This window comes from Brucella sp. LJL56, assembly GCF_054871705.1.
In genome coordinates this window covers 1-24,929 of sequence record NZ_JBTXLQ010000001.1, presented here as the reverse complement: position 1 = coordinate 24,929, position 24,929 = coordinate 1, and the positions used below count along the sequence as shown (strand labels likewise).

The window sequence follows — 24,929 nt, the reverse complement described above, 5'->3', positions numbered from 1 at the left end:
CCTTACAGAACTTCCGGGGCCAGCGAGATGATCTTCATGTGGTTCTTTGCGCGAAGTTCGCGCGGAACCGGTCCGAAGATACGCGTGCCGATCGGCTCTTTCTTGTTATCGATGAGAACGGCTGCATTGTTATCGAAACGAATAACGCTGCCGTCCGGACGACGGATATCCTTGGCGGTGCGTACAACAACCGCCTTCATCACGTCACCCTTTTTGACGCGGCCGCGCGGAATAGCTTCCTTGATCGACACCACAATGATGTCGCCAACGGAAGCGTAACGCCGCTTCGAGCCGCCCAGCACCTTGATGCACATGACACGACGTGCGCCGGAGTTATCCGCCACGTCGAGGTTTGTTTGCATCTGAATCATGACTGGCCGCCTTCTTTCCTCTCAGCTGGTTAAGGGCTCCTGCCCTACCTAAGCTGCGTGTTTATAATTTAGCCTGCTGCTTCGTTCGTCAGAACGACCCAGCGTTTGTCCTTCGAGATTGGAGCCGATTCCTGAATGGAAACGAGATCACCAATCTTGAACTGGTTGTTTTCGTCATGCGCTTTGTACTTCTTAGACTGACGCACGGTCTTCTGGAGGAGCGGATGCGAATAGCGGCGCTCAACCTTGACCACAACAGTCTTATCATTCTTGTCGCTGACGACAACGCCCTGCAGAACGCGTTTAGGCATTATATTCTTCCTTATGCCTTGCTTGCGGCCGCCTTCTGGCGGGCAATAGTCTTAATACGCGCGATGTCGCGGCGAACCTGCTTCACGCGCGCGGTTTTTTCGAGCTGGCCGGTGGCCTTCTGAAAGCGCAGGTTGAACTGCTCTTTCTTCAGGGTGCCCAGCTCGTCATTCAGTTGATCGAGGCTCTTCGCCCGAACGTCTGCGGCTTTCATAGTTGCCTCTCCTTATTCAGCAATGCGCTGGATAAAGCGCGTCTTGATCGGCAACTTTGCTGCGCCGAGTCTGAGGGCTTCGCGTGCCACATCTTCGGGTACGCCGTCAAGCTCAAACATTACGCGACCTGGTGCCACACGGCACGCCCAGTAGTCAACCGAACCCTTACCTTTACCCATACGGACTTCAGTAGGCTTCGAAGTTACCGGCAGGTCAGGGAAGATGCGGATCCATACACGACCGGCACGCTTCATGTGACGGGTGATCGCGCGGCGGGCCGCTTCGATCTGACGTGCAGTGACGCGTTCCGGCTCCACGGCCTTCAAACCGAATGCACCGAAATTCAGATCCGTGCCGCCTTTCGAGTTGCCGTGAATACGGCCCTTGAACTGCTTGCGGAACTTGGTGCGCTTAGGCTGCATCATTGTTCTCTACTCCAAATTTCTCGCCCGCGGCCCGCTTTTTAAGCGTTTTCGCGGCGGCGGTTCGACGAGGAACCCTGATTGTCACCCTCGACCGCACGACGCTCGGAAGCCATCGGATCATGTTCAAGGATTTCGCCCTTGAAGACCCAAACCTTCACGCCGCAGATACCATAAGCGGTCTTCGCTTCTGCTGTGCCGTAATCAATATCGGCACGCAGCGTATGAAGCGGAACGCGACCTTCACGGTACCATTCCATGCGAGCGATTTCCGCGCCACCCAGACGACCCGAGCAGTTGATACGGATACCTTCGGCTCCAAGACGCATTGCCGACTGAACGGCCCGCTTCATGGCGCGACGGAATGCCACACGGCGTTCGAGCTGCTGAGCGATCGATTGAGCGACCAGGGTAGCGTCGATTTCCGGCTTGCGAACTTCAACGATGTTGAGCGACGTATCGGCATTGGTCATCTCGGAAAGCTTCTTACGGAGCTTTTCGATGTCTGCACCCTTCTTGCCGATGATGATGCCCGGGCGAGCCGAATGGATCGTCACGCGGCACTTCTTGTGCGGACGCTCAATCACGATCTTGGAGATCGCAGCCTGCTTGAGTTCTTTATTAAGGAACTCGCGGATCTTGACATCTTCATGCAGCAGTTTGCCGTACTCACCGGTATTCGCATACCAACGCGAATCCCAGGTGCGGTTGATGCCGAGACGAAGACCGATCGGATTAATCTTCTGACCCATTATGCGGCCTCCCCTTTTTCCGCGACTTCGCGGACAACAATGGTGAGATGCGAAAACGGCTTCTCGATGCGGCTGGCCTTACCACGTCCACGGACATGGAAGCGCTTCATGACGATCGACTTGCCGACATAGGCTTCGGCGACGATCAGAGCATCGACGTCGAGGTCGTGATTGTTTTCAGCGTTTGCAATCGCCGACTCAAGCGTCTTCTTAACCGTATCGGCGATCCGCTTGCGCGAGAACGTCAGATCGGCAAGTGCCGCATTCACTTTCTTGCCGCGAATCATGCTCGCGACAAGATTAAGCTTCTGCGGGCTGACGCGGAGCGTACGGGCGACGGCTTTCGCCTCGTTATCCTTAAGCTGGCGGGGAGCCTTGGCCTTGCCCATCGTTACTTCCTCTTTGACTTCTTGTCCGCGCCATGACCGTAGTAGGTACGTGTAGGCGCGAATTCACCGAACTTGTGTCCGACCATTTCTTCCGAAATCGACACCGGCACATGCTTGTTGCCGTTGTAGACGCCGAAAGTCAGACCGACAAACTGCGGCAGGATGGTGGAGCGGCGGCTCCACATCTTGATAACTTCATTACGACCGCCTTCGCGTACCTTCTCAGCCTTCTTGAGAAGATAGCCGTCGATAAACGGACCTTTCCAAACTGAACGAGCCACTTCAGACTACCTCTCTTACTTCTTGCGCTGATGGCGCGAACGCATGATGAACTTGTCAGTCGCCTTGTTCGAGCGCGTCTTCTTGCCCTTCGTAGGCTTGCCCCACGGAGTGACAGGATGACGACCACCCGAGGTACGACCTTCACCACCACCATGCGGGTGATCGACCGGGTTCATTGCAACACCGCGAACGTGCGGACGCTTGCCACGCCATACCGAACGACCGGCTTTACCGTCGTTGATATTGCCGTGGTCCGGATTGGACACCGCACCGACCGAAGCGAAGCAGGCACCTGGAACCAGACGCTGTTCACCGGAGTTAAGGCGCAGAATAGCCATGCCCTGATCGCGACCGACGAGCTGAGCATAGGTGCCAGCCGAGCGAGCGACCTGACCGCCCTTGCCTGGCTTCAGCTCAACGTTGTGAACGATCGTGCCAACCGGCATGGAAGCGAGCGGCATTGCATTGCCCGGCTTCACGTCGACGGAGTTGCCTGCAACAACCTTGTCGCCAACAGCAAGACGCTGCGGAGCCAGGATGTATGCCAGTTCACCGTCTTCGTAACGGATCAGCGCGATGAACGCTGTGCGGTTCGGATCGTATTCCAGACGTTCGACAGTGCCGACGACGTCAAGCTTGCGACGCTTGAAATCGATGAAACGGTACGAACGCTTGTGACCGCCGCCCTGAAAGCGAACAGTGATACGACCGGTGTTGTTACGGCCACCCTTCTTGGACAGACCTTCGGTCAGGGACTTGACCGGCTTGCCCTTGTAGAGTTCCGAACGGTCCACGATGACCAGCTGACGCTGGCTCGGCGTGATCGGATTAAAATGCTTGAGTGCCATTGTCTCTTACTCCATGGCCTCTCAGAGACCGGTCGAAACGTCGATGCTCTGGCCTTCGGCCAAAGTAACGATCGCTTTCTTGACGTCGCTCTGGCGCCCGATAAGGCCGCGGAACCGCTTAACCTTACCCTTGCGCACTGCAGTGTTGACTGCGGTAACCTTGACGCCGAACAGCGCTTCGACTGCAGCCTTGATTTCCGGCTTCGTTGCCTTGCGGGCTACGTTGAAGACAACCTGGTTATGTTCGGAAACCATGGTGGACTTCTCGGTGATAACCGGGCTGACGATCACGTCGTAATGGCGAAGATCAGTCATTTGAAACGCTCCTCAAGTGCCTCGACAGCCGCCTTGGAAAGAACGAGCTTGCCGCGGCGAAGGATGTCGTAAACATTGATGCCCTGCACTGGCAGAACGTCGATGTTCGGGATGTTCGAAGCCGCGCGCTGGAAGTTCACATCAATCTCCGCACCGCCGATGAGGAGTGCATTTTCAAGACCGAGCTTGGCGAACTGCGAAACAAGCTGCTTCGTCTTGGCTTCCGTTGCTGCCAGATCATCGATGATGATCAGGTCGGATGCCTTAGCCTTTGCGGACAAGGCATGACGCAGGCCAAGAGCACGAACCTTCTTCGGCAGGTCGTGGTCGTGCGAACGGATAACTGGTCCGTGAGCCTGACCACCGCCGCGGAACTGCGGTGCGCGAGCCGAATGGTGACGAGCACGGCCCGTACCCTTCTGCTTGTACATCTTGGCGCCGGTGCGGCTTACATCGCCACGACCCTGTGCCTTATGGGAGCCCTGCTGGCGGCGAGCCAACTGCCAGCGCACAACGCGCTGAAGAATGTCGTCACGCGGGTCGAGGCCGAAGATTTCTTCGTTCAGCTTGACCTTGCCGGCATCCTTGCCTTCAAGAGTGGTAATCGTGAGATCCATTATTCGGCTCCCTCAGTCGCGACAGCTTCAGCCTTCGCAGCACCTGCACGCAGAGCGGCCGGCTTCGGCGCGTTCTCAGGCAGCGAGACCTTGACCGCGTCGCGCACGATGATCCAGGCACCCTTGGAGCCCGGAACCGCACCGCGAACCAGAATGAGGCCGCGATCAGTGTCCGTCGAGACAACTTCAATATTCTGCGTGGTTACGCGGGTCTGGCCCATGTGACCAGCCATCTTCTTGCCCTTGAACACCTTACCCGGGTCCTGACGCTGACCGGTCGAGCCGTGAGCGCGGTGGGTAATGGAGTTACCGTGGGAAGCGCGATGACCGGCGAAGTTATGACGCTTCATAACACCGGCAAAGCCTTTACCGATCGAAGTACCCGTCACGTCGACCTTCTGGCCGGCGACGAAGTGTTCGGCGGTGATTTCAGCGCCGACTTCGAGGAGGTTGTCCGGCGAAACGCGGAATTCCGCGACCTTCGCCTTCGGCTCGACCTCGGCCTTCGCGAAATGACCGCGCATAGCCTTGGACGTGTTCTTTACCTTGGCAATACCAACGCCAAGCTGAACAGCCGTGTAACCGTTCTTTTCAACTGTACGCTGAGCTACCACGTGGCAATTCTCCATGCGGAGAACCGTCACCGGCACATGCTCGCCGGCGTCGTTATAGACGCGGGTCATGCCCAGCTTCTGTGCAATAACACCTGAACGCATCGGGTTCGTTCCTTCCGTCCTCAAGCCGATTAAAGCTTGATTTCGACATCAACACCTGCAGACAGATCGAGCTTCATCAAAGCATCTACAGTCTGCGGGGTTGGGTCTACGATATCGAGAAGACGCTTGTGCGTACGCATCTCAAACTGTTCGCGGCTCTTCTTGTCGATGTGCGGCGACCGGTTAACCGTGAACTTCTCGATCCGCGTTGGAAGCGGGATCGGTCCGCGCACATTTGCACCGGTACGCTTGGCAGTCGACACGATTTCCCGCGTCGAAGCGTCAAGGATCCGATGATCAAACGCCTTAAGGCGAATGCGGATGTTTTGACCGTTCATTTCATCTGTTCCTTGTTACGCGGAAACGCTCGCTCTGGAGCGAGCGTTCCAGCACAAACCTTCATTACTCGATGATCGAAGCGACGATGCCTGCACCGACGGTGCGGCCACCTTCACGGATAGCGAAGCGGAGCTTCTCTTCCATGGCGATCGGGACGATCAGGGTGACGTCAACGGTAACGTTGTCGCCAGGCATAACCATTTCCGTACCTTCCGGCAGCGTGACAACACCGGTCACGTCCGTCGTGCGGAAGTAGAACTGCGGACGATAGTTCGTGAAGAACGGCGTATGACGGCCACCTTCGTCCTTGGTCAGAATATAGGCTTCTGCCTTGAACTTGGTGTGCGGCTTAACCGAACCCGGCTTGCAGAGAACCTGGCCGCGCTCAACGTCTTCACGGCCAACGCCGCGGATCAGCGCGCCGATGTTGTCGCCAGCCTGGCCCTGATCGAGCAGCTTGCGGAACATTTCAACGCCGGTAACCGTCGTCTTCGTCGTCGCCTTGATGCCGACGATTTCAACTTCTTCACCAACCTTGACGATACCGCGCTCAACGCGACCCGTCACAACCGTACCACGGCCCGAGATCGAGAAAACGTCTTCGATCGGCATCAGGAACGGCTGGTCGATCGGACGTTCCGGGGTCGGAATGTAGTCGTCAACAGCGGCCATCAGAGCGCGAACAGCGTCTTCACCCAGTTCCTTCGAGGAATCTTCCAGAGCAGCAAGAGCCGAGCCCTTGACGATCGGGGTTTCATCGCCCGGGAAGTCGTACTTCGACAGAAGTTCACGAACTTCCAGTTCAACCAGTTCGAGCAGTTCTGCGTCGTCAACCTGGTCGCACTTGTTCAGGAACACCACGATTGCCGGAACGCCAACCTGACGGGCGAGCAGGATGTGCTCACGGGTCTGCGGCATCGGGCCGTCAGCGGCCGAAACAACCAGGATCGCACCGTCCATCTGGGCAGCACCGGTGATCATGTTCTTCACATAGTCAGCGTGACCAGGGCAGTCGACGTGTGCGTAGTGACGGTTGGCGGTTTCGTACTCGACGTGCGACGTCGAAATCGTGATACCGCGAGCCTTTTCTTCAGGCGCTGCGTCGATCTGATCATAGGCCTTGAAATCACCGAAAAACTTCGTGATCGCTGCCGTCAGAGACGTCTTGCCATGGTCAACGTGACCAATCGTGCCGATATTAACGTGGGGCTTCGTACGTTCAAACTTACTCTTTGCCATTTGAGCTCTCCGTAAATTTAGCCTGCTCAGGCATTCTTTTGATTGGGAGCGTGATCTTCAGATTACGCATGTCTTTCTCCCGGAACCGATATCCACTTCCGGGAGACATGCGCTCCGATCACGCAAACTTCTTCTGGATTTCCTGTGCGACCGCCGTCGGAACCGGCTCATAATGGTCGAACTGCATCGTGTACTGTGCACGGCCCTGGGACATCGAACGCAAGCTATTCACGTAGCCAAACATGTTGGCGAGCGGAACGTTTGCATTGACGACCGTGGCGATGCCGCGGGCTTCGGTGCCGGAAATCTGACCGCGACGCGAGTTCAGATCGCCGATAACGTCACCAACGTAATCTTCCGGCGTAACAACCTCGACCTTCATGATCGGCTCGAGGAGTTGAGCGCCAGCCTTCTGCGCACCTTCACGGAACGCTGCACGGGACGCGATTTCGAAGGCGAGAACAGACGAGTCAACGTCATGATATGCGCCGTCGATCAGAGTGGCCTTAACGCCGAGCATCGGGAAGCCAGCCAGCGGGCCTGCACCCATGACGCTTTCGATACCCTTCTGAACACCTGGAATGTATTCCTTCGGCACCGAGCCACCGACGATCTTCGATTCGAAGATGAAATCGTCGCCGTCATGCGGTTCGAAGATGATCTTCACACGAGCGAACTGACCCGAACCACCCGACTGCTTCTTGTGGGTGTAATCGATTTCAGCCTTACGGGTGATCGATTCACGGTAAGCAACCTGCGGAGCACCGATATTTGCTTCAACCTTGAATTCGCGCTTCATGCGATCGACGAGAATGTCGAGGTGAAGTTCGCCCATGCCGGCGATGATGGTCTGACCGGATTCTTCGTCCGACTTGACGCGGAACGAAGGATCTTCGGCAGCCAGACGATTGAGCGCGATGCCCATCTTTTCCTGGTCGGCCTTGGTCTTCGGCTCGATAGCGATTTCGATAACCGGATCCGGGAATTCCATGCGTTCAAGGATAACCGGCTTCAGCGGATCGCAGAGCGTATCGCCAGTGGTGGTTTCCTTGAGGCCAGCCAGAGCAACGATGTCGCCTGCGAAAGCTTCTTCGATGTCTTCACGGCTGTTGGAGTGCATCTGCAGCATACGGCCGATGCGCTCACGCTTGCCCTTGACGGTGTTTTCGAGCGAAATGCCCTTGGTCAGCTTGCCCGAATAGATACGAGCGAAGGTCAGCGAACCAACGAACGGATCGTTCATGATCTTGAATGCAAGCATCGAAAGCGGTGCTTCATCCGAAGATTCACGGGTGGTTTCGGTTTCCGTCTTGACGTCGATGCCCTTGATGGCAGGCACATCGGTCGGAGCCGGAAGGAAATCCACAACAGCGTCGAGAAGCGGCTGAATGCCACGGTTCTTAAATGCCGTACCGCAAAGGATCGGATGGAACTTAACCTCGATGGTGCCCTTACGGATCAATGCACGGAGCTGCTCATTCGTAGGCATAGTACCTTCGAGATAAGCTTCCATGGCAGCTTCATCGATTTCCACAGCCAGCTCGATGAGCTTTTCGCGGTATTCTTCAGCCTGATCCTTGAGGTGCTCAGGAATTTCACCAACGGTCGCAGCCGCGCCGATCGTGCCATCCCAGGTCAGAGCCTTCATTTCGATCAGGTCAATGACGCCTTCGAACTCGTTTTCAGCGCCGATCGGCAACTGAACCGGAAGCGCTACTGCGCCAAGACGCGAGCCGACCATTTCTACGCAACGGTAGAAATCGGCACCGATCTTGTCCATCTTGTTGACGAAGACCATACGCGGGACGTGGTACTTTTCAGCCTGACGCCATACGGTTTCGGTCTGAGGCTCAACGCCAGCATTGGCGTCGAGCAGTGCAATTGCGCCGTCGAGAACGCGGAGCGAACGCTCAACTTCAATGGTGAAGTCGACGTGGCCCGGCGTGTCGATGATGTTGAAACGGCGCTTCTTGCCATCCTGACCCTGCCAGAACGTGGTCGTGGCAGCGGACGTGATGGTGATACCGCGTTCCTGTTCCTGCTCCATCCAGTCCATGGTCGACGCACCGTCGTGGGTCTCGCCGATCTTGTGGTTCTTACCGGTGTAGAACAGAATACGCTCGGTCATCGTCGTCTTACCGGCGTCGATGTGAGCCATGATACCGAAATTGCGGTAGTCTTCGATTTTGTATTCGCGGGCCATGATAGTCGCTCTTTGAATAGGTTTCGACGATTACCAGCGGTAATGCGAGAAGGCGCGGTTGGCTTCAGCCATGCGGTGCGTGTCTTCACGCTTCTTCACAGCAGAACCACGGTTGTTAGCAGCGTCAAGCAGCTCGCCGGAAAGACGATCGATCATCGTCGTCTCGTTACGACCACGAGCAGCATTGATGAGCCAGCGAATGGCAAGTGCCTGGCGGCGTTCTGGACGCACATCGACCGGAACCTGATAGGTTGCACCGCCAACGCGGCGCGAACGGACTTCGACGTGCGGAGCTACGTTGTCGAGCGCCTGATGGAACAGCGCGACCGGCTCGGACTTTGCCTTGGCTTCGATTGAATCGAGCGCACCGTAAACGATGCTTTCAGCAACCGACTTCTTGCCATGAAGCATGACTGCATTCATGAACTTCGTGATAACGAGATCACCGAACTTCGGATCCGGATTGATCTCACGCTTCTCAGCCTTATGGCGTCTGGACATTTCGTCTCTTCTTTCAATTACATCGGGCTCAGCTCGCCCTCTGGCGGCCGGTATCCCCGGAAAATCTTACTTCGGACGCTTTGCACCGTACTTCGAACGGCGCTGCTTGCGGTTCTTGACACCCTGGGTATCGAGAACGCCGCGGATGATGTGGTAACGCACACCCGGCAAGTCCTTTACGCGACCGCCGCGGATCATGACGACCGAGTGCTCCTGCAGGTTATGCCCTTCACCAGGGATATAACCGATGACTTCGAAGCCGTTCGTCAGACGAACCTTGGCAACCTTACGGAGAGCCGAGTTTGGCTTCTTCGGGGTCGTCGTATAAACGCGGGTGCAAACGCCGCGCTTCTGAGGGTTTGCCTGCAGTGCAGGAACCTTATTGCGCTTTACCGGCGCAGTGCGCGGCTTGCGGATAAGCTGGTTTACGGTTGGCATACAACCTTCCTCTATAAAAAATCTCGTATCCACGCCCTTACGGGCCGTTTCACCGCCATGCTGATGCACAAATTCGGGACAAGTCACGACAACCGGTGACTACCCCGAACAAAAGCAGAGGAAGCTGACGCTTCATGCGAACGGCAAGTTGCATTTCGATCGTAAAACGAACCCTGTTTGAGACGAACTTCAGGACGCGTCGTCCCGAACAAGCCTGCCTCACATCGGCTCAGATGAGCTGCTGATACGTCTTTAGCAGCGTTACGTCAAGGGAGTTGAGCCAAGTTTCTTCGGCAACGGGCCGGAAACCGGCGTTTTGCCCTCCGCCGGGCAGGTTATTGCGCTGCAATCGGCGCATAATCGCACATATTTCGCGATCAGAACCGTCATTTTCACGTGGCAGCATGGCTTTGGTGCCCCGGAGCCGTTATTGAAACACATCCGAGTCGAAACGCAACCCAATATTAAGGGATTTTCAATGTCTTCCACTACCACATCCACTGGCGACGATTCGCCAACCGTCCACCTGATCATCGCAGACGTCTGGAACGAAGGTGAAGAATCTCCCGTCGAAGTGCATTTGCTTATGAAGACGGACGAAGATGAAGATCTCGTTCAGACCGTACTCGCCATTCTCGCCGAAGAAGGCTATCACGAAGCAGAACTTCTCGAGATGGGCACCCTCACCGAAGAGCCTGCCGAAGAGCCGCATAAAAGTGCATGGGCCACCGCACTGAGCGGCGAAGTCGCGTTGATCGAGTTCGACGGCGACGAAGAAGAAGAGTAAGGCTTAGCAAAAGCATTTTCAGCAAAACTGCGAATCTGTTCTGCGGGAAATACTCAAAACAAAAGGCGCATCCTGAAAACGGGATGCGCCTTTTTCTTTTGCTACATATCCAGGCTCGCCGCCGAAATCACCCAAACAAAAAGGCCGCCTCGAAAGGCGGCTTTTTTCGATTTCATATCTACCGATTACTCGGCAGCGTTGTTGGTCATGTCCACCAGCATCGCATTGGCTTCCTTGGAACCGGAAGACTTGCGGCGCTCATCGATGATCAGTTCGTCGCGAGCTGTTGCAATACGACGGATCTGGTTGGTCATGCCGCCAGTACCGGCCGGGATAAGACGGCCGACGATGACGTTTTCCTTGAGACCCTGCAACGTGTCCATCTTGCCGGCAACCGCAGCTTCCGTAAGCACGCGGGTCGTTTCCTGGAACGACGCAGCCGAGATGAAGGACGGAGTCTGCAACGAAGCCTTGGTGATACCGAGCAGGACAGGATTGCCGGAACCCGGCTTCTTGCCTTCTTCGACCAGACGTTCGTTGATCTCGTCGAGCTCGATACGATCCACGTGATCGCCGGTGATGTAACCGGTATCGCCGGATTCGGTGATCTCGACCTTCTGAAGCATCTGACGGACAATCACTTCGATGTGCTTGTCGTTGATCAAAACGCCCTGCAAACGATAGACTTCCTGGATTTCGTTCACGAGGTACGAAGCCAGAGCCTCGACGCCCTTGATCGCCAGAATGTCGTGCGGTGCCGGGTTGCCGTCGAGGATGTACTCACCCTTTTCGATGACGTCACCGTCCTGAAGATGGAACGGCTTGCCCTTCGGAATGAGGTACTCGACCGGCTCGATCGTGTCGTCGTTCGGCTCGATGATGATGCGACGCTTGTTCTTGTAGTCGCGACCGAAACGAACGGTGCCATCGATCTCTGCGATGACGGCATGGTCCTTCGGACGACGTGCTTCGAACAGTTCCGCAACGCGCGGCAGACCACCGGTGATGTCCTTGGTCTTGGCGCTTTCCATCGGCAGACGGGCGATAACATCACCAGCCTTCACGTGTGCGCCCGGTTCGACCGAGAGGATCGTTTCCACCGAGAGCATGAAGCGAGCGTCACCACCCTTGGACAGCTTGAGGATCTTGCCGGCCTTGTCCTTGATGACCATGGCAGGCTTGAGATCCGAACCGCGCGGGGTGGAACGCCAGTCGATAACGACACGCTTGGTGATACCGGTCGACTCGTCGGCCGATTCCGAAACCGAAAGACCGTCGACGAGATCTTCGAACGCCACGTAACCTTCGACTTCCGTCATGATCGGACGGGTGTACGGATCCCACTCGGCAATACGTTGACCGCGTTTGACCGTGTCGGCCTCGTCCACAAACAGACGCGAACCGTAGGTCACGCGATGGACCGCACGTTCCTTGCCCGTATTGTCGAGGATCAGGACGGCCATGTTACGACCCATGACCACGAGGTTGCCATCGGAGTTGCGAACCACATTGCGGTTACGCAGCTTGACGGTACCTTCGTACGAGGCTTCGAGGTACGAGCTGTCAACAACCTGTGCAGTACCGCCCAAGTGGAAGGTACGCATGGTGAGCTGAGTGCCCGGCTCGCCGATCGACTGAGCAGCGATAACGCCGACAGCTTCGCCCTGGTTGACCGGAGTACCGCGTGCGAGGTCGCGACCGTAGCACTTGGCGCAAACGCCGTTGCGGGTTTCGCAAGTCAGTGCCGAGCGGATGCGGATCGACTGGATACCAGCCTTCTCGATGATCTCGACGTCCTTCTCCTCAATCATGCGGCCAGCTTCGACGATGACTTCGCCGGTTGCCGGATGCAGGATCGGATCGAGAGCCGTACGGCCCAGAACGCGCTGACCGATCGAAGCCACGATCTGGCCGGCATCGACGATCGGCTGCATGGTGAGACCGATTTCGGCGCCACAATCGACTTCCGAAATGATCGCATCCTGTGCAACGTCGACGAGACGACGGGTCAGGTAGCCCGAGTTGGCCGTCTTCAAGGCGGTGTCTGCCAGACCCTTACGGGCACCGTGGGTCGAGTTGAAGTACTCGTTAACGGTCAGGCCTTCCTTGAAGTTCGAGATGATCGGGGTTTCGATGATTTCACCCGACGGCTTGGCCATCAGGCCGCGCATACCGCCAAGCTGACGCATCTGGTTGACCGAACCACGGGCACCCGAATGCGACATCATGTAGACCGAGTTCATCTGCTTCTGGCGACCGGTCACCGGATCGAATTCGACGGCCTTCAGGCGCGCCATCATCTCTTCGGTGATCTTGTCGGTTGCCTTGCCCCAGGCGTCGACGACCTTGTTGTACTTTTCGCCCTGAGTGATCAGGCCGTCATTGTACTGCTGTTCGTATTCGGTCGTGAGCGCTTCAGTATCCGCAACGATCTTCGCCTTGGTGTCCGGAATGACCATGTCATCCTTGCCGAACGAGATACCCGCACGGCAGGCATGGGCAAAGCCGAGCTGCATGATGCGATCGCAGAAGATAACCGTCTCTTTCTGGCCGCAATGGCGGTAGACGTGGTCGATCATCTTGGAGATGTTCTTCTTGGTCATCTCCTGATTGCAGATGTCGAACGGCACCATGGCATTTTTCGGCAGCAGTTCACCCGTGATCATGCGGCCAGGCGTCGTGTCGTAAATCTTCGACACAGGATTGCCTTCGGCATCAACCGTCTTGAAACGGCCCTTGATCTTGGTGTGCAGCGTAACGACCTTGGTTTCCAGCGCATGCTGAAGCTCGCCCATATCGGCAAACATCATGCCCTCGCCCGGCTCCTTGTCTGCCACGATGGACAGATAATAGAGGCCGAGAACCATGTCCTGCGAAGGAACGATGATCGGTGCGCCGTTTGCCGGGTGCAGGATGTTGTTGGTCGACATCATCAGCACGCGTGCTTCAAGCTGGGCTTCAAGCGACAGCGGAACGTGAACAGCCATCTGGTCACCGTCGAAGTCGGCGTTGAACGCCGTACAAACGAGCGGATGCAACTGGATTGCCTTGCCTTCGATCAGGGTGGGTTCGAAGGCCTGGATGCCAAGACGGTGTAGCGTCGGAGCGCGGTTCAAAAGAACCGGATGCTCACGGATCACTTCATCGAGGATATCCCAGACTTCCGGACGCTCCTTTTCAACAAGCTTCTTCGCCTGCTTGACGGTCGAGGAATAACCCTTGGCGTCAAGACGGGCGTAGATGAATGGCTTGAACAGTTCGAGCGCCATCTTCTTCGGCAGACCGCACTGGTGCAGCTTGAGTTCCGGACCGGTCACGATAACCGAACGTCCGGAATAGTCGACGCGCTTGCCGAGCAGGTTCTGACGGAAGCGGCCCTGCTTGCCCTTGAGCATGTCGGACAGCGACTTCAGCGGACGCTTGTTGGCGCCGGTGATGACGCGGCCGCGACGACCGTTATCGAACAGCGCGTCCACAGCTTCCTGCAGCATGCGCTTTTCGTTACGGATGATGATGCCAGGAGCACGCAGTTCGATCAGGCGCTTCAGACGGTTGTTACGGTTGATGACGCGGCGGTACAGATCGTTCAGATCCGACGTCGCGAAACGACCGCCGTCCAGCGGCACGAGCGGACGCAAATCCGGCGGAATGACCGGAACGATCTTCATGATCATCCATTCCGGGCGGTTTCCCGACTCCAGAAAGTTTTCGACGATCTTCAGACGCTTCATCAGCTTCTTCTGCTTCAGGTCCGAAGTGGTCTCGGCAAGATCGACGCGCAGATCAGCGGCAATCTTTGCGAGTTCCATCGAAGCCAGCAGCTCGTAGATAGCTTCTGCACCGATAAGAGCCGTGAACTGATCTTCGCCGAATTCATCGACGGCGATCATATATTCCTCTTCCGAAAGAAGCTGATGCTCCTTCAGGGAGGTCAGGCCCGGTTCGGTCACGATGTAGTTTTCGAAGTACAGGACGCGCTCGATATCCTTGAGCGTCATGTCCAGGAGCGTGCCGATACGGCTCGGCAGCGACTTCAGGAACCAGATGTGAGCAACCGGAGCTGCGAGTTCGATATGGCCCATGCGCTCGCGACGAACGCGCGAGAGCGTGACTTCCACACCGCACTTTTCGCAGATGATGCCTTTGTATTTCATGCGCTTGTACTTGCCGCACAAGCATTCATAGTCCTTGATCGGGCCGAAGATGCGCGCGCAGAAGAGACCATCGCGTTCTGGCTTGAACGTGCGGTAATTGATCGTCTCCGGCTTCTTGATCTCGCCGTATGACCAGGACAGAATCTTCTCAGGGCTGGCAATCGAGATTCTGATGGAATCGAACGTCTGTGCCGGAGCCTGAGGATTGAAAAGATTCATGACCTCTTGGTTCATGCCGTTCTCCTTGAGGGCGATCCGTCGCCCTGTGTCGTCGATGACAAGCTGAAAATCCTTGCCATCCTGAAAAGAAATCGCGGTACTACGCAGTTTTGAACTGGCTTGCCGTATTCTCGTTTCCGGTACGGAACCGTGTCCCGCAGTGTCCTGAAAACGATTATAGAGGCGCGCCGCGGCAATACCGTGGCGCGCCCTTGAGCTTTATTCCGCTGCGTCAGGCAAAGCCTGTTGCTGTTCGTCGCGTGTATCGTCCAGCTCGACATTGAGGCCGAGCGAACGCATTTCCTTGACGAGAACGTTGAAGCTCTCCGGAATGCCCGCTTCGAACGTGTCGTCGCCGCGCACGATCGCTTCGTAGACCTTGGTACGGCCTGCCACGTCGTCCGACTTGACTGTCAGCATTTCCTGCAGCGTGTAAGCCGCACCATATGCTTCCAGAGCCCAGACCTCCATTTCGCCGAAGCGCTGGCCACCGAACTGGGCCTTGCCGCCCAGAGGCTGCTGCGTAACGAGCGAGTAAGGTCCGATCGAACGGGCGTGAATCTTGTCGTCGACCAGGTGGTGGAGCTTCAACATATAGATGTAGCCCATGGTCACCTGACGGTCGAACGGCTCACCCGTACGTCCATCATACAGCGTCGACTGACCCGAGGTCGCAAGACCGGCATCCGTCAGCATCGCATTGATGTCGGCTTCGACGGCACCGTCGAAGACCGGCGTTGCGATCGACACGCCGCGCTTCACCTGGTTGGCCAGCATGAGGACGGAATCGTCATCATAAGACCGTACCGGTTCATTGCGGTCGTTGTCCGGATAGATGTGCTCCAGCGTTTCGCGCAGCGGCTCGATATTGGCCGTCTTGCGGTAAACGTCGATGAGCTCACCGATCTTCTTGCCCATGCCTGCGCATGCCCAGCCGAGGTGGGTTTCCAGAATCTGGCCCACATTCATACGGCTCGGAACGCCAAGCGGGTTCAGCACGATGTCAGCATGCGTACCGTCTTCGAGGAACGGCATGTCCTCGACCGGCAGAATGCGGGAAACCACACCCTTGTTGCCGTGACGGCCAGCCATCTTGTCGCCTGGCTGGATCTTGCGCTTCACAGCGACAAAGACCTTGACCATCTTCATGACGCCTGGAGGCATCTCGTCGCCGCGCTGTACCTTTTCGACCTTGTCCATGAAGCGTGCTTCGAGCAGCTTCTTGGATTCGTCGTACTGGCCACGCAGAGCTTCCAGCTCGCCCTGAAGCTTTTCGTCTTCACTGGCAAACTGCCACCATTGCGAACGCGGATACTCGGTCATGAGTTCGCGGCTGATCGTCGTGCCCTTCTTGAAGCCCTTAGGGCCGGCAGCGGCAACCTTGCCATCGATCATGTCGGCGAGACGGCCGTAGACGTTGCGGTCCAGGATAGCCTGCTCGTCGTCACGGTCCTTGGCCAGACGCTCGATTTCTTCACGCTCGATAGCCATGGCGCGCTCGTCCTTTTCAACGCCGTGGCGATTGAAAACGCGAACTTCCACAACCGTACCGTAAGTTCCGGGCGGCATGCGCATGGAGGTGTCACGGACGTCCGATGCCTTTTCACCGAAGATGGCGCGCAGAAGCTTCTCTTCCGGCGTCATCGGGCTTTCGCCCTTCGGCGTGATCTTGCCGACGAGAATGTCGCCAGGATGCACTTCAGCACCGATGTACACGATACCGGCTTCGTCGAGGTTCTTCAGCGCTTCTTCCGAAACGTTCGGAATGTCGCGGGTGATTTCCTCAGGTCCAAGCTTGGTGTCACGAGCGGCAACTTCGAATTCCTCGATGTGGATCGAGGTGAACACGTCGTCCGAAACGATCTTCTCGGAAAGAAGGATCGAATCTTCGTAGTTGTAGCCGTTCCACGGCATGAACGCGACGAGCACGTTACGGCCGAGAGCCAGATCGCCCAGATCCGTCGACGGACCGTCAGCGATGATGTCACCCTTCTGGATGGGATCGCCAACGCGCACGAGCGGACGCTGATTGATACAGGTGTTCTGGTTCGAACGCTGGAACTTCATCAGGCGATAAATGTCAACGCCCGACTTGGACGGATCGAGATCTTCGGTCGCACGGATAACGATACGCGTCGCGTCAACCTGATCGACCACGCCGCCACGGCGGGCAGCAATAGCGGCACCGGAGTCACGCGCAACGACTGCTTCCATACCCGTACCGACGAACGGCGCTTCAGCGCGAACGAGCGGCACAGCCTGACGCTGCATGTTCGAGCCCATGAGAGCGCGGTTGGCGTCGTCGTTTTCGAGGAACGGAATAAGAGCCGCAGCAACCGAAACAAGCTGCTTCGGCGACACGTCCATCAGATCCACGTTTTCACGCGGCGCCATCATCACTTCGCCTGCATGACGGCAGATGACGAATTCGTCAACGAAACCGCCCTGCTCGTCCAGCTCTACGTTTGCCTGCGCAACCGAGTGCTTTGCTTCTTCCATGGCCGACAGATAGACAACGTCGTTCGTCACCTTGCCGTCGACAACTTTGCGGTACGGGCTTTCGATGAAGCCGTACTTGTTGACGCGGGCAAAGGTAGCAAGCGAGTTGATCAGACCGATATTCGGGCCTTCCGGCGTTTCAATCGGGCAGATACGGCCATAATGGGTCGGATGCACGTCGCGGACTTCGAAGCCAGCGCGCTCACGGGTCAGACCACCGGGTCCAAGAGCCGAAAGACGGCGCTTGTGGGTGATTTCCGAAAGCGGGTTGGTCTGATCCATGAACTGCGAGAGCTGCGAAGAACCGAAGAACTCGCGCACGGCTGCAGCAGCCGGCTTCGCATTGATCAGATCCTGCGGCATGACCGTGTCGATTTCGATCGAGGACATACGTTCCTTGATCGCGCGCTCCATGCGAAGCAGACCGACGCGGTACTGATTTTCCATCAGCTCGCCGACCGAACGGACACGACGGTTACCGAGGTTATCGATATCGTCGATTTCGCCACGGCCATCGCGCAGTTCGACCAGCATCTTGACCACAGCCAAGATGTCTTCCTTGCGCAGAACGCGCACGGTGTCTTCCGCATCGAGATCCAGACGCATGTTCATCTTGACGCGACCGACCGCCGAAAGGTCGTAGCGCTCAGCGTCGAAGAACAGCGAATTGAACATCGCTTCAGCAGAATCCATCGTAGGCGGCTCGCCCGGACGCATGACGCGATAGATGTCGAACAGGGCTTCCTGACGGCTTTCGTTCTTGTCGGCAGCCAGCGTGTTACGGATATACGCACCAATATTGACATGGTCGATATCGAGAACGTTGATTTCCGTCTCGCCTGTATCGATAAGCGTCTTGAGGACCTTCTCGTCGATTTCGTCACCGGCTTCGAGGTAGATCTCGCCGGTTGCGTAATTGACGACATCTTCCGCAAGATAAGAACCGAACAGATCGTCTTCCGTCGCCTTGATGGCCTTGAGGCCCTTTTCAGCAAGCTGCTTGGCCGAACGGGCGGTCAGCTTCTTGCCAGCTTCGAGAACGACTTCACCGGTATCCGCATCAATGAGATCGGAGATGATCTTCATGCCCTTGAAGCGGTCAGCCGAATACGGAATGCGCCAGTTGTCGCCGTCGCGCGTATAGGTGACGGTGTTGTAGAACGTCGACAGAATGTCTTCGCCGTCCATGCCAAGCGCCATAAGCAGCGTCGTCGCCGGCAGCTTGCGGCGGCGGTCGATACGCGCAAAGACGATGTCCTTGGAATCGAACTCGATGTCGAGCCAGGAACCGCGATAAGGAATGACGCGAGCCGCGAACAGGAGCTTGCCCGAAGAATGGGTCTTGCCCTTGTCATGATCGAAGAAGACGCCCGGCGAACGGTGCATCTGCGAAACGATCACGCGCTCGGTGCCGTTGACGATGAAGGTACCGTTGTCTGTCATGAGCGGCATATCGCCCATGTAGACATCTTGCTCCTTGATGTCCTTGATCGACTTCGCGCCAGTATCTTCGTCAATATCGAACACGATAAGACGCAGCGTCACCTTGAGTGGCGCCGAATACGTCAAGTCGCGCTGACGGCATTCGTCAACGTCGAATTTTGGTGCGTCGAATTCGTAACGAACGAATTCGAGCATTGAAGAGCCGGAGAAATCCTGAATTGGGAAAACAGACTTGAAAACCGCCTGCAAACCCTCGTCAGAACGCCCACCGGATGGTTCTTCAACCATAAGGAACTGGTCGTAAGATGCCTTTTGAACCTCGATAAGGTTCGGCATCTCGGCGACCTCTGGGATCTTGCCGAAAAATTTGCGTACGCGCTTGCGACCATTGAATGAATGGGTCTGAGCCATCGTCGCTCCTCGTTCTATAGCCTTACGGCTTGCTCACGCCTTGCGGCCTTTATCATGCGCCGCCTTTCGGCGGTCCTTCTAACGGGCTAAAACCCGTTTTCTGAAAGCCAATCCGGCGTTCAGAAAAAGGGTTCCAGTTATCCGATCCGCCGAAAAAAGCGGCGGAAACTGGCGGATGGAAACCATCCGCCAGAACAGTCCGAACTTACTTGAGTTCGACCTTGGCGCCAGCAGCTTCGAGCTGTGCCTTGATCTTCTCAGCTTCGTCCTTCGAAGCGCCTTCCTTAACTGCCTTAGGAGCAGCTTCAACAAGGTCCTTAGCTTCCTTGAGGCCAAGACCGGTGATCGCGCGAACTTCCTTGATCACGTTGATCTTGTTTGCGCCGCCGTCAGCGAGGACGACGTCGAATTCGGTCTTTTCTTCAGCAGCAGCAGCCGGAGCAGCGCCTGCAGCAGCAACGGCTACAGGAGCGGCAGCCGAAACGCCCCACTTCTCTTCGAGAAGCTTGGACAGCTCAGCAGCTTCCAGAACGGTCAGGGCCGAAAGGTCTTCAACGATCTTTGCGAGATCAGCCATTTTTGTACTTCCTATTATAAAGGTTTGAACTGTTGACAGCGAGAAACGGCCTTAAGCCGCCTCGTTCTTCCGGGCGTGCGCGCCGATAACGCGGGCGATCTGGCCCGCCGGAGCGCTGGTAAGTACTGCAAGACGCTGGGCCGGGGTCTGGATCATTCCAACCAGCTTTGCGCGCAGTTCGTCGAGCGACGGGAGCGAAGCAAGCGACTTGACGCCATCGGCGTTAAGCGTCGTTGCACCCATTGCACCGCCGAGGATAACGAGCTTGTCGTTAGTCTTGGCGAATTCGACGGCTACTTTCGGAGCGGTAATTGGATCGTTTGCGTAAGCAACGACCGTCTGACCCGTAAACAGGTCAGCAATACCTTCCGATTCCGTGCCCTGAAGAGCGATTTTGGCAAGGCGGTTTTTCGCGACTTTAACGGACCCACCTGCATCACGCATCTTCAAGCGAAGATCGCTCATTTGCGCAACGGTGAGACCGGTATAGTGGGCCACGACGACCGAACCGGACTCTTTGAAAGCGCCGTTCAGCCACGCGACAAATTCGCGCTTTTCCGCTCTATCCACTGTCTCTCTCCAGTTGACAGGACCACATGGCCCTGCCGGGTTGCCTTTGCCGGACGAACTTCACAGTCAGCCCGACGTTCGAGGATCCTGTCCCCTTCAGCTCCACCTGCTCGCAGGCTTCGCCCAAAGGCAACTACGGTTCAAACCTTGCATGCACATTCGTGCGAAACAGGGTTATTCCACGTCTCATGCAGGCTTTATGTTTAAGGAAAATCACCCGAAGATGATGCTCCGCCTGCAATCTCGGACAGGATAACCGGACTTTCATCCGGCTATCCGGATCTTGCGATCCGGAATTTTTGCACTTCGGTCTGCTCTCGCATTCCCGGCGTGCCGCCGATGCGCCTTCCCTTAAAGGAAAGGCCAGGCTCCGGAAAACCGGAGCCCGGATAACTTAGGCGACAACCTTGACGGTTGCCGGATCGACCTTGACGCCAACGCCCATGGTCGAGGAAATCGACACGCGCTTGACGTATTCGCCCTTGGCAGCCGACGGCTTTGCCTTGATGACGGCGTCAGCGAAAGCCTTGATGTTTTCTTCGAGCTTGGCATTGTCGAAGGAAACCTTGCCGATACCGGCATGGATGATACCAGCCTTCTCAACGCGGAATTCGACTGCACCGCCCTTGGAAGCAGCAACAGCGGCTGCAACGTCGGTGGTGACGGTACCAACCTTCGGGTTCGGCATCATGCCACGCGGACCAAGAACCTTACCGAGACGACCAACGAGCGGCATCATGTCCGGGGTTGCAATGCAGCGATCGAAGTCGATCTTGCCGCCATTGACGATTTCGAACAGTTCTTCCGCACCAACGATGTCAGCGCCAGCCTTCTTGGCTTCTTCAGCCTTGTCGCCGCGAGCGAAAACAGCAACGCGAACCGTACGACCGGTACCGTTCGGCAGATTGACAACGCCGCGGACCATCTGGTCAGCGTGGCGTGGGTCGACGCCGAGGTTCATCGCGATTTCGATGGTTTCATCGAACTTGGCGACAGCACGTTCCTTGACGAGGCCGATAGCGGCCGACAGATCGTACAGCTTGTTACGATCGACGCCTTCACGGATCTTGTTAATGCGCTTGGAAATCTTCGCCATCGTCTCAGCCCACCACTTCCAGGCCCATCGAACGGGCAGAACCTTCGATCATGCGCATCGCTGCTTCAACGTCAGCGGCGTTCAGATCCTTCATCTTCGCTTCAGCGATCGTGCGAACCTTGTCGCGGGTGATCGTGCCGGCGCTTGCCTTGCCCGGGGTCTTCGAACCGGACTTGAGGTTAGCAGCCTTCTTGAGGAAGTAGGTTACCGGAGGGGTCTTCATCACAAAAGTGAAAGACTTGTCCTGGTAATAGGTGATCACAACTGGAATCGGCGAACCCTTTTCCATTTCCTGCGAGGCAGCGTTGAACGCCTTGCAGAATTCCATGATGTTGATGCCGCGCTGACCCAGGGCCGGACCGATAGGGGGCGACGGATTGGCCGCACCTGCCGCTACCTGGAGCTTGAGCTGGCCTGCAATTTTCTTAGCCATTGCTTTCTGCCTTTTTTACTTTGCCGGAAATCCGGCTTTCTCGATTAATGCCGGAAGATCCGGCTCTCGACTGACGCCAGTTCGACTGGCGGGCAGTTCGGTGGTTCGAGATTGACGACCGGCTAAGCCGCTTCCCTTCCACCATCTTCACCCCACCCGGAATCCGGCCGTGGTGAATGCCCTCGCGGGCAAAACGATCAGAGCTTGTCGACCTGACCGTATTCCAGATCCACAGGCGTTGCGCGCCCGAAGATGGAAACCTCAACCTTGAGTCGCGCACGCTCTTCGTCAACTTCCTGAACGATGCCGTTGAACGAAGCAAACGGACCGTCGGAAACACGAACGTTTTCACCGATCTCAAAGGATACCGAAGTCTTCGGACGCTCGACACCATCCTGAACCTGGCTCAGAATCTGGTCGACTTCCTTCTGAGAAACCGGAACCGGCTTGGAATCACCAAGGAAACCAGTGACTTTCGGGGTGTTCTTAATAAGCGAAAAGACGGCATCCGTGAGGGTTGCACGAACCAGCACGTAACCAGGGAAGAACTTGCGCTCTGCATCAACCTTGCGGCCGCGGCGCACTTCAACGATCTTCTCGGTCGGCACAACGATCTGCTCGATCAGCTCGGACAGACCCTTCTGCTTCGCCTTGATCTCGATATCCTCGGCGACCTTCTTTTCGAAATTGGAATAGGCGTGAACGATGTACCAGCGCGCCGTCATCTAAAAACTCCCCAATCCTAACTTATCGACCAAGGCCGAGAATAAATTCTACGCCATAGGCCATAAGCTGGTCGGCAAGAAAAAAGAACGCAGCAGCCAGAAACGCCATGATCACCACCATAATGGTGGAGATGACCGTTTCACGCCGTGTCGGCCAGGTCACCTTCGCCGTTTCGGCGCGAACCTGCTGAAAAAAGGTGATCGGATTCGTTTTGGATGCCATCTGCCGCTCTGTCATTGATCCGGCGCTACCCCCAAACCCCACCTCGTCGAAACGAATCAGAAGCCTGAAGTCACGCGTATACGGCACGCAAAGCTGAAAATTCAGCCCCACGCGCCGCGTGTCTGTTGACGCTACATAGAATCGATTCCCGAAAAAAACAAGCCCAAAGGTTAAAAGAATACCATACAGGCTTATCGGAACCCCGATCCTTGCGAATATCACTCGGCGCACCATCCAATCGTGCGGCGGCGATCCTCCCCTGCCCGGCCAACAAATCCCGCAGGGAATTATCATCTTCGACTGCGTCGCCACACCAAAGCCAGCGCCACCATCGAAAAACCACTACATCGGCCCAGAAATCAGAAATGATTTTCAGGAAGCACGACGCATAGATTCAATAGATTAGAGCGCCTTGTGCACCCGAAAGGACACGTAGCGCTCCTATGCGACTTAAATTGCCGCCTAACTAATCATATAGAAAACGGGCACCCATAGTCAAGCCATGAGCGCCCGTTATAAAATGGCAGGGGCAGCAGGGTTCGAACCCGCGACCTACGGTTTTGGAGACCGTCGCTCTACCAACTGAGCTATACCCCTATCGACGCCGGAGCGTCTGGAAAGACTCTCTAATCCCCTGCGGGATCGGCTTCAAGTCTTAATTAAAGCCGGAGAAATGACCGGCAGTATAACTGCCGGTCGAAATCATTACTCGATGATCGAAGCGACGATGCCTGCACCGACGGTGCGGCCACCTTCACGGATAGCGAAGCGGAGCTTCTCTTCCATGGCGATCGGGACGATCAGGGTGACGTCAACGGTAACGTTGTCGCCAGGCATAACCATTTCCGTACCTTCCGGCAGCGTGACAACACCGGTCACGTCCGTCGTGCGGAAGTAGAACTGCGGACGATAGTTCGTGAAGAACGGCGTATGACGGCCACCTTCGTCCTTGGTCAGAATATAGGCTTCTGCCTTGAACTTGGTGTGCGGCTTAACCGAACCCGGCTTGCAGAGAACCTGGCCGCGCTCAACGTCTTCACGGCCAACGCCGCGGATCAGCGCGCCGATGTTGTCGCCAGCCTGGCCCTGATCGAGCAGCTTGCGGAACATTTCAACGCCGGTAACCGTCGTCTTCGTCGTCGCCTTGATGCCGACGATTTCAACTTCTTCACCAACCTTGACGATACCGCGCTCAACGCGACCCGTCACAACCGTACCACGGCCCGAGATCGAGAAAACGTCTTCGATCGGCATCAGGAACGGCTGGTCGATCGGACGTTCCGGGGTCGGAATGTAGTCGTCAACAGCGGCCATCAGAGCGCGAACAGCGTCTTCACCCAGTTCCTTCGAGGAATCTTCCAGAGCAGCAAGAGCCGAGCCCTTGACGATCGGGGTTTCATCGCCCGGGAAGTCGTACTTCGACAGAAGTTCACGAACTTCCAGTTCAACCAGTTCGAGCAGTTCTGCGTCGTCAACCTGGTCGCACTTGTTCAGGAACACCACGATTGCCGGAACGCCAACCTGACGGGCGAGCAGGATGTGCTCACGGGTCTGCGGCATCGGGCCGTCAGCGGCCGAAACAACCAGGATCGCACCGTCCATCTGGGCAGCACCGGTGATCATGTTCTTCACATAGTCAGCGTGACCAGGGCAGTCGACGTGTGCGTAGTGACGGTTGGCGGTTTCGTACTCGACGTGCGACGTCGAAATCGTGATACCGCGAGCCTTTTCTTCAGGCGCTGCGTCGATCTGATCATAGGCCTTGAAATCACCGAAAAACTTCGTGATCGCTGCCGTCAGAGACGTCTTGCCATGGTCAACGTGACCAATCGTGCC

26 protein-coding genes and 1 tRNA gene are annotated in these 24,929 nt (G+C 56.6%); 1 reads left to right on the top strand and 26 read right to left on the bottom strand.

Going from position 1 to position 24,929, the window contains the following annotated elements; translation table 11 throughout:
• Positions 1 to 2: 2 nt before the first annotated feature.
• The 16 genes from rplN to rpsL form a co-directional block, all read right to left on the bottom strand.
• Positions 3 to 371 carry a 50S ribosomal protein L14 gene (rplN, locus tag ACYSN1_RS00135; protein ID WP_004683923.1) on the bottom strand — a complete coding sequence of 123 codons (369 nt, stop codon included), beginning with the start codon at positions 369 to 371 and terminating at the stop codon, positions 3 to 5.
• Between the two features lie 68 nt (positions 372 to 439).
• The gene (gene rpsQ / locus ACYSN1_RS00130) at positions 440 to 682 is read right to left on the bottom strand and encodes a 30S ribosomal protein S17 (protein WP_140021452.1); all 243 of its coding nucleotides are present in this window, start codon (positions 680 to 682) and stop codon (positions 440 to 442) included.
• Between the two features lie 11 nt (positions 683 to 693).
• Positions 694 to 894, bottom strand: coding sequence for a 50S ribosomal protein L29 (gene rpmC / locus ACYSN1_RS00125; protein WP_006467022.1), 201 nt, complete (start codon positions 892 to 894; stop codon positions 694 to 696).
• 12 nt (positions 895 to 906) lie between these two features.
• Positions 907 to 1,320 carry a 50S ribosomal protein L16 gene (gene rplP, locus ACYSN1_RS00120; protein ID WP_006467023.1) on the bottom strand — a complete coding sequence of 138 codons (414 nt, stop codon included), beginning with the start codon at positions 1,318 to 1,320 and terminating at the stop codon, positions 907 to 909.
• A gap of 38 nt (positions 1,321 to 1,358) precedes the next feature.
• Positions 1,359 to 2,069, bottom strand: a complete 711-nt coding sequence (gene rpsC / locus ACYSN1_RS00115) for a 30S ribosomal protein S3 (RefSeq protein WP_140021454.1) — start codon at positions 2,067 to 2,069, stop codon at positions 1,359 to 1,361.
• The gene (rplV, locus tag ACYSN1_RS00110) at positions 2,069 to 2,458 is read right to left on the bottom strand and encodes a 50S ribosomal protein L22 (RefSeq protein ID WP_078340774.1); all 390 of its coding nucleotides are present in this window, start codon (positions 2,456 to 2,458) and stop codon (positions 2,069 to 2,071) included. Before rplV ends, rpsC begins: the two co-directional genes overlap by 1 nt.
• Positions 2,459 to 2,460: 2 nt before the next feature.
• Positions 2,461 to 2,739: a 30S ribosomal protein S19 gene (gene rpsS, locus ACYSN1_RS00105; protein WP_105542083.1), complete on the bottom strand. Its 279-nt coding sequence runs from the start codon at positions 2,737 to 2,739 to the stop codon at positions 2,461 to 2,463.
• 15 nt (positions 2,740 to 2,754) lie between these two features.
• A complete protein-coding gene (gene rplB / locus ACYSN1_RS00100) occupies positions 2,755 to 3,588 on the bottom strand; it encodes a 50S ribosomal protein L2 (protein WP_461723908.1) in 834 nt (277 codons plus the stop codon).
• A gap of 21 nt (positions 3,589 to 3,609) precedes the next feature.
• Positions 3,610 to 3,903 (bottom strand): 50S ribosomal protein L23, encoded by a 294-nt coding sequence (locus ACYSN1_RS00095; protein WP_006467028.1) that lies wholly within the window; start codon positions 3,901 to 3,903, stop codon positions 3,610 to 3,612.
• Positions 3,900 to 4,520: a 50S ribosomal protein L4 gene (rplD, locus tag ACYSN1_RS00090; protein WP_461723907.1), complete on the bottom strand. Its 621-nt coding sequence runs from the start codon at positions 4,518 to 4,520 to the stop codon at positions 3,900 to 3,902. The genes ACYSN1_RS00095 and rplD overlap by 4 nt, the downstream gene beginning before the upstream one ends.
• Positions 4,520 to 5,236 carry a 50S ribosomal protein L3 gene (gene rplC, locus ACYSN1_RS00085; RefSeq protein ID WP_461723906.1) on the bottom strand — a complete coding sequence of 239 codons (717 nt, stop codon included), beginning with the start codon at positions 5,234 to 5,236 and terminating at the stop codon, positions 4,520 to 4,522. The genes rplD and rplC overlap by 1 nt, the downstream gene beginning before the upstream one ends.
• 29 nt (positions 5,237 to 5,265) lie before the next feature.
• Positions 5,266 to 5,574: a 30S ribosomal protein S10 gene (rpsJ, locus tag ACYSN1_RS00080; protein WP_002964363.1), complete on the bottom strand. Its 309-nt coding sequence runs from the start codon at positions 5,572 to 5,574 to the stop codon at positions 5,266 to 5,268.
• Positions 5,575 to 5,638: 64 nt separating this feature from the next.
• Positions 5,639 to 6,814 (bottom strand): elongation factor Tu, encoded by a 1,176-nt coding sequence (gene tuf / locus ACYSN1_RS00075; protein WP_461723905.1) that lies wholly within the window; start codon positions 6,812 to 6,814, stop codon positions 5,639 to 5,641.
• Between the two features lie 118 nt (positions 6,815 to 6,932).
• Positions 6,933 to 9,017, bottom strand: coding sequence for an elongation factor G (gene fusA / locus ACYSN1_RS00070; protein WP_461723904.1), 2,085 nt, complete (start codon positions 9,015 to 9,017; stop codon positions 6,933 to 6,935).
• Between the two features lie 30 nt (positions 9,018 to 9,047).
• On the bottom strand, positions 9,048 to 9,518 hold the full coding sequence (gene rpsG, locus ACYSN1_RS00065; protein WP_105542090.1) for a 30S ribosomal protein S7: 471 nt from the start codon (positions 9,516 to 9,518) through the stop codon (positions 9,048 to 9,050).
• A gap of 66 nt (positions 9,519 to 9,584) precedes the next feature.
• Positions 9,585 to 9,956 carry a 30S ribosomal protein S12 gene (rpsL, locus tag ACYSN1_RS00060; protein ID WP_002964366.1) on the bottom strand — a complete coding sequence of 124 codons (372 nt, stop codon included), beginning with the start codon at positions 9,954 to 9,956 and terminating at the stop codon, positions 9,585 to 9,587.
• Positions 9,957 to 10,434: 478 nt separating this feature from the next.
• Here rpsL and ACYSN1_RS00055 point away from each other — a divergent pair, with 478 nt between their 5' ends.
• Entirely contained in the window at positions 10,435 to 10,743 is a 309-nt protein-coding gene (locus tag ACYSN1_RS00055; RefSeq protein WP_461723903.1) for a hypothetical protein, read from the top strand.
• A gap of 185 nt (positions 10,744 to 10,928) precedes the next feature.
• Here ACYSN1_RS00055 and rpoC read toward each other — a convergent pair whose 3' ends face one another.
• The 10 genes from rpoC to tuf (ACYSN1_RS00005) all read right to left on the bottom strand — a co-directional run.
• Positions 10,929 to 15,131 carry a DNA-directed RNA polymerase subunit beta' gene (gene rpoC / locus ACYSN1_RS00050; RefSeq protein ID WP_461723902.1) on the bottom strand — a complete coding sequence of 1,401 codons (4,203 nt, stop codon included), beginning with the start codon at positions 15,129 to 15,131 and terminating at the stop codon, positions 10,929 to 10,931.
• 204 nt (positions 15,132 to 15,335) lie between these two features.
• Entirely contained in the window at positions 15,336 to 19,469 is a 4,134-nt protein-coding gene (gene rpoB / locus ACYSN1_RS00045) for a DNA-directed RNA polymerase subunit beta (protein WP_461723901.1), read from the bottom strand.
• A 205-nt stretch (positions 19,470 to 19,674) separates the two neighbouring features.
• Entirely contained in the window at positions 19,675 to 20,046 is a 372-nt protein-coding gene (gene rplL / locus ACYSN1_RS00040; RefSeq protein ID WP_140023361.1) for a 50S ribosomal protein L7/L12, read from the bottom strand.
• Positions 20,047 to 20,097: 51 nt separating this feature from the next.
• Positions 20,098 to 20,616, bottom strand: a complete 519-nt coding sequence (gene rplJ, locus ACYSN1_RS00035) for a 50S ribosomal protein L10 (RefSeq protein WP_461723900.1) — start codon at positions 20,614 to 20,616, stop codon at positions 20,098 to 20,100.
• A 394-nt stretch (positions 20,617 to 21,010) separates the two neighbouring features.
• Positions 21,011 to 21,712: a 50S ribosomal protein L1 gene (rplA, locus tag ACYSN1_RS00030; RefSeq protein WP_461723899.1), complete on the bottom strand. Its 702-nt coding sequence runs from the start codon at positions 21,710 to 21,712 to the stop codon at positions 21,011 to 21,013.
• A gap of 4 nt (positions 21,713 to 21,716) precedes the next feature.
• Positions 21,717 to 22,145 (bottom strand): 50S ribosomal protein L11, encoded by a 429-nt coding sequence (rplK, locus tag ACYSN1_RS00025; RefSeq protein ID WP_151660072.1) that lies wholly within the window; start codon positions 22,143 to 22,145, stop codon positions 21,717 to 21,719.
• A gap of 197 nt (positions 22,146 to 22,342) precedes the next feature.
• On the bottom strand, positions 22,343 to 22,870 hold the full coding sequence (nusG, locus tag ACYSN1_RS00020) for a transcription termination/antitermination protein NusG (RefSeq protein WP_105542097.1): 528 nt from the start codon (positions 22,868 to 22,870) through the stop codon (positions 22,343 to 22,345).
• A 22-nt stretch (positions 22,871 to 22,892) separates the two neighbouring features.
• Positions 22,893 to 23,093, bottom strand: coding sequence for a preprotein translocase subunit SecE (gene secE, locus ACYSN1_RS00015; protein ID WP_002964376.1), 201 nt, complete (start codon positions 23,091 to 23,093; stop codon positions 22,893 to 22,895).
• A gap of 521 nt (positions 23,094 to 23,614) precedes the next feature.
• Positions 23,615 to 23,690 (bottom strand) — tRNA-Trp (locus ACYSN1_RS00010).
• A 108-nt stretch (positions 23,691 to 23,798) separates the two neighbouring features.
• The coding region (gene tuf, locus ACYSN1_RS00005; RefSeq protein ID WP_461723898.1) for an elongation factor Tu at positions 23,799 to 24,929 on the bottom strand (1,131 nt) is incomplete at its 5' end.

Excerpts from the sequence above, each read along its gene's own strand:
- rplN (WP_004683923.1), bottom strand. The coding sequence starts at position 371 with ATGATTCAGATGCAAACAAACCTCGACGTGGCGGATAACTCCGGCGCA.
- rpsQ (WP_140021452.1), bottom strand. The coding sequence starts at position 682 with ATGCCTAAACGCGTTCTGCAGGGCGTTGTCGTCAGCGACAAGAATGAT.
- rpmC (WP_006467022.1), bottom strand. The coding sequence starts at position 894 with ATGAAAGCCGCAGACGTTCGGGCGAAGAGCCTCGATCAACTGAATGAC.
- rplP (WP_006467023.1), bottom strand. The coding sequence starts at position 1,320 with ATGATGCAGCCTAAGCGCACCAAGTTCCGCAAGCAGTTCAAGGGCCGT.
- rpsC (WP_140021454.1), bottom strand. The coding sequence starts at position 2,069 with ATGGGTCAGAAGATTAATCCGATCGGTCTTCGTCTCGGCATCAACCGC.
- rplV (WP_078340774.1), bottom strand. The coding sequence starts at position 2,458 with ATGGGCAAGGCCAAGGCTCCCCGCCAGCTTAAGGATAACGAGGCGAAA.
- rplB (WP_461723908.1), bottom strand. The coding sequence starts at position 3,588 with ATGGCACTCAAGCATTTTAATCCGATCACGCCGAGCCAGCGTCAGCTG.
- ACYSN1_RS00095 (WP_006467028.1), bottom strand. The coding sequence starts at position 3,903 with ATGACTGATCTTCGCCATTACGACGTGATCGTCAGCCCGGTTATCACC.
- rplD (WP_461723907.1), bottom strand. The coding sequence starts at position 4,520 with ATGGATCTCACGATTACCACTCTTGAAGGCAAGGATGCCGGCAAGGTC.
- rplC (WP_461723906.1), bottom strand. The coding sequence starts at position 5,236 with ATGCGTTCAGGTGTTATTGCACAGAAGCTGGGCATGACCCGCGTCTAT.
- rpsJ (WP_002964363.1), bottom strand. The coding sequence starts at position 5,574 with ATGAACGGTCAAAACATCCGCATTCGCCTTAAGGCGTTTGATCATCGG.
- tuf (WP_461723905.1), bottom strand. The coding sequence starts at position 6,814 with ATGGCAAAGAGTAAGTTTGAACGTACGAAGCCCCACGTTAATATCGGC.
- fusA (WP_461723904.1), bottom strand. The coding sequence starts at position 9,017 with ATGGCCCGCGAATACAAAATCGAAGACTACCGCAATTTCGGTATCATG.
- rpsG (WP_105542090.1), bottom strand. The coding sequence starts at position 9,518 with ATGTCCAGACGCCATAAGGCTGAGAAGCGTGAGATCAATCCGGATCCG.
- rpsL (WP_002964366.1), bottom strand. The coding sequence starts at position 9,956 with ATGCCAACCGTAAACCAGCTTATCCGCAAGCCGCGCACTGCGCCGGTA.
- ACYSN1_RS00055 (WP_461723903.1), top strand. The coding sequence starts at position 10,435 with ATGTCTTCCACTACCACATCCACTGGCGACGATTCGCCAACCGTCCAC.
- rpoC (WP_461723902.1), bottom strand. The coding sequence starts at position 15,131 with ATGAACCAAGAGGTCATGAATCTTTTCAATCCTCAGGCTCCGGCACAG.
- rpoB (WP_461723901.1), bottom strand. The coding sequence starts at position 19,469 with ATGGCTCAGACCCATTCATTCAATGGTCGCAAGCGCGTACGCAAATTT.
- rplL (WP_140023361.1), bottom strand. The coding sequence starts at position 20,046 with ATGGCTGATCTCGCAAAGATCGTTGAAGACCTTTCGGCCCTGACCGTT.
- rplA (WP_461723899.1), bottom strand. The coding sequence starts at position 21,712 with ATGGCGAAGATTTCCAAGCGCATTAACAAGATCCGTGAAGGCGTCGAT.
- rplK (WP_151660072.1), bottom strand. The coding sequence starts at position 22,145 with ATGGCTAAGAAAATTGCAGGCCAGCTCAAGCTCCAGGTAGCGGCAGGT.
- nusG (WP_105542097.1), bottom strand. The coding sequence starts at position 22,870 with ATGACGGCGCGCTGGTACATCGTTCACGCCTATTCCAATTTCGAAAAG.
- secE (WP_002964376.1), bottom strand. The coding sequence starts at position 23,093 with ATGGCATCCAAAACGAATCCGATCACCTTTTTTCAGCAGGTTCGCGCC.